At 50.5% G+C, this 3119-nt stretch carries 2 protein-coding genes; both read left to right on the top strand.

Annotated features, from left to right (window positions below):
• The coding region (locus OEM52_14615; GenBank protein MDK9701368.1) for a hypothetical protein at positions 1-778 on the top strand (778 nt) is incomplete at its 5' end.
• 88 nt (positions 779-866) lie between these two features.
• The coding region (alaS, locus tag OEM52_14610) for an alanine--tRNA ligase (protein ID MDK9701367.1) at positions 867-3119 on the top strand (2253 nt) is incomplete at its 3' end.

Raw genomic sequence — 3119 nt, 5'->3', positions numbered from 1 at the left:
ACATCAACCACAACGCCAACAGCGACGTGAATCGCCAGCGCCGACAGTGCCGTTGCAGCGTCCGGAATCGTCGCGCTATATGGGTGGTGGTCCTCGTGGTCCACAAAGCGCCACATCCGGCGAAGGAGCGATTCGAGCACGATTAGGAAGTCAGGATCGACCTGTCGAATCTTCCCGGGATCGTAATCGCGAAGATGCACCGCAATCCCGTCCGAACCCGCGCGATAATCAACGTTCCGACAACCAGCGCCCTGACAACCGTCGTCCCGACACTCGGAATTTCCGTCCCCGAGACGATGACGATACATCGCTCGACGCTCTTAAAAGGAAAGTCGGCGAACTGACGCCAACCGACCGTAAGGTTCTGAGCTATCTGATTTCCAAGAAAAAAATCGCTCGGAACTTGAACGAACAACTTGAAAAGAATACTCTGTTAGCCGAGAAGACCTTAGAATTTCTGGGTAGTTGGCCGATTGTGATTATCATGCTTATCGCATGGATAATCGCGTTTGGATACTTCCTCTTCGGTTCGCAAGAAAACCGCGAAATGCTGATGATGATTTTCTTCGGTCTTGGCGTAGTTTGGGCGTCGTTGGTTGTTATTGGCCTTAAAGCGCGGGTGGTCAGAGATCGTGAGCGCGCGACACTCGATTACGAACAGCAACTCAAATTAGAGCTGGATGTCCGAGCATTGCGAGATCGGATCGAAACCGACATCGCACCTCGCATCCCCGAAATCGTACATCTATTAAAGAAGCTTTCGGATAAACCGAAGTAGTTTTTGTTTTGAAATCAGTGAAGTACTTTCGTAGGGGCGTATTTTTCACAAAACGCCCCTACAACTATTTAGTATTGTGAGTAAAGTAATGTTGACTTCTGCGGAAATTCGCCGTCAATTCATCGAGTATTTCGAACAGCACACTCATACGTTTGTGCCGAGCAGCCCGGTTGTTCCGAAAAGCGACCCAACGCTGTTGTTTGCCAATGCCGGGATGAACCAATTCAAAGATGTTTTTTTAGGGCACGGTTCGCGACCTTACTCGCGAGCAGTGAATGCTCAGAAGTGTTTACGGGTTTCCGGGAAACATAACGACCTTGAAGAAGTTGGCGTCGATACCTATCACCACACTTTTTTTGAAATGCTCGGGAATTGGAGCTTTGGCGATTACTATAAACGCGAAGCAATTCAATGGGCATGGGAATTATTAACGGGTGTTTGGAAACTTCCCAAAGAGAAATTGTATGCGACGGTGTATGTCGACGACGACGAAGCGGAACAGCTTTGGAAAGAAGTAACCGACATCGATCACTCGCACATCTCACGCTGGGGCAAGAAAGATAACTTCTGGGAAATGGGCGACGTTGGTCCCTGCGGCCCCTGCAGCGAGATTCATATCGACCGCGGTATCGAATTCGACGCCGATCCGAATGCCGGCGTGAATACCGGTTCCGAGCGGTACATCGAATTATGGAATCTGGTTTTCATCCAATACAACCGTGACGATCAAGGGGAGCTCCATCCATTGCCGGCGAAACATGTCGATACCGGGATGGGCTTTGAGCGCGTTTGCTCGGTATTGCAAGGCGTAGGTTCCAATTATTCGACCGATGTTTTTCAACCGATACTGCAGAAGGTCGCTGAGCTATCAGGTGTCTGTTACGAAAATGGCGTGAACGGAATTCCGCATCGCGTGCTTGCCGATCATGTGCGGGCAGTTTCGTTTGCGATCACCGATGGCGCATTACCCGGTAACGAAGGTCGCGGCTATGTCCTGCGGCGATTGATTCGGCGGGCAGCACGCTTTGCTCGCAAGCTGCATATCACTGAACCCATCCTGAACGAGTTAGTCTCGGTCCTCGATGCGACGATGGGAGATTTTTATCCCGAATTGCGCGCCCGGAAAGACCATGTCATACGTGTTATCCGTGCGGAGGAGCAGAACTTCTCCCGCACGTTGGACAATGGCATCGAACGGTTCGAAAGTGAAGCGGCGAAATTGCAGACTGGCGATATACTTGCTGGTGAAATCGCTTGGCAATTGTACGATACTTATGGTTTTCCGCTCGATTTAACCCAACTGATGGCACGCGAAGCCGGGTTGGGGGTCGATATCGACGGTTTCAACCGATTACTGAACGAACAACGGGAACGCGGCAGGGCTGCCTCAAAGATTGTCCACAAACAAGCAGGTTCCGGTGAATGGACTATCCTTACCGAAGGTGAAAGTAAATTCATCGGATTCGACAAGTTAAAGAATGACACCAGTACGTTGCGTTGGCGTTTGGTTAAAGGGGAAGAGTCCGAAGCGGATAGTCTCGAAATCGTAATCGCCGAAACTCCGTTCTATCCCGAAGGCGGCGGTCAGTTAGCCGATTATGGTACGATTAGTGGCAAGGATTTCTCTGCCGATGTTTTCGATGTCCGAAAATCCGAAGTAGGAATTATTCATCGTTGCCGTCTGCTGGAATGGTCGGAAACAGTGCCGGAGCTGGTCGAATGCAAAGTGGATGAGGCGCGGCGGGTAGACTTGGCTCGCAACCATACGGCGACGCACTTGTTAAACCAAGCGCTCCGCGTCTTTGTTGGCGGGCACGTTCATCAAGCCGGCTCGCTCGTCCATCCTGAGTATTTGCGGTTTGATTTTACCCATTTTGAAAAAGTCTCCACTGAGAAAATCGTTGCTATCGAGCAATGGGTAAACGACCGCATCCATGAGAATGGAGTTGTTGTTCCCAGCGAAGAAGCAATGGCGGATTTGAAAAAGGAAATCGAAGCCGGTAAAATCGAAGCGATGTTCGATGAGAAGTATGGCGATACTGTTCGTATTATTCGTGTTCGCGACAAAGACACCAATCAAATTGTCTCTCAGGAGCTGTGTGGCGGAACTCATGTCACTAAGACTGCCGAAATAGGGACTTTTATTATCACAACTGAGACTGGCGCAGCGGCGGGGGTGCGGCGAATCGAAGCATTGACGGGACGCTCCGCGTATGCGTTTATCCGAAATCGCGCCAATCAGTTCACACGGATGCAGGAATTGCTTGCCAGCGCCGGCAGTGACATCGTCGAAAAATTGACGAAGACCATCGAGGAGAAGCGCCAACTCGAAAAAGCATAC

It is taken from the genome of bacterium (genome assembly GCA_030247525.1).
In the GTDB taxonomy this organism is placed as follows: domain Bacteria; phylum Electryoneota; class JAOADG01; order JAOADG01; family JAOADG01; genus JAOTSC01.
Note: the sequence above shows the minus strand (reverse complement) of the source record. Positions and strands in the feature narration are given on the sequence as shown.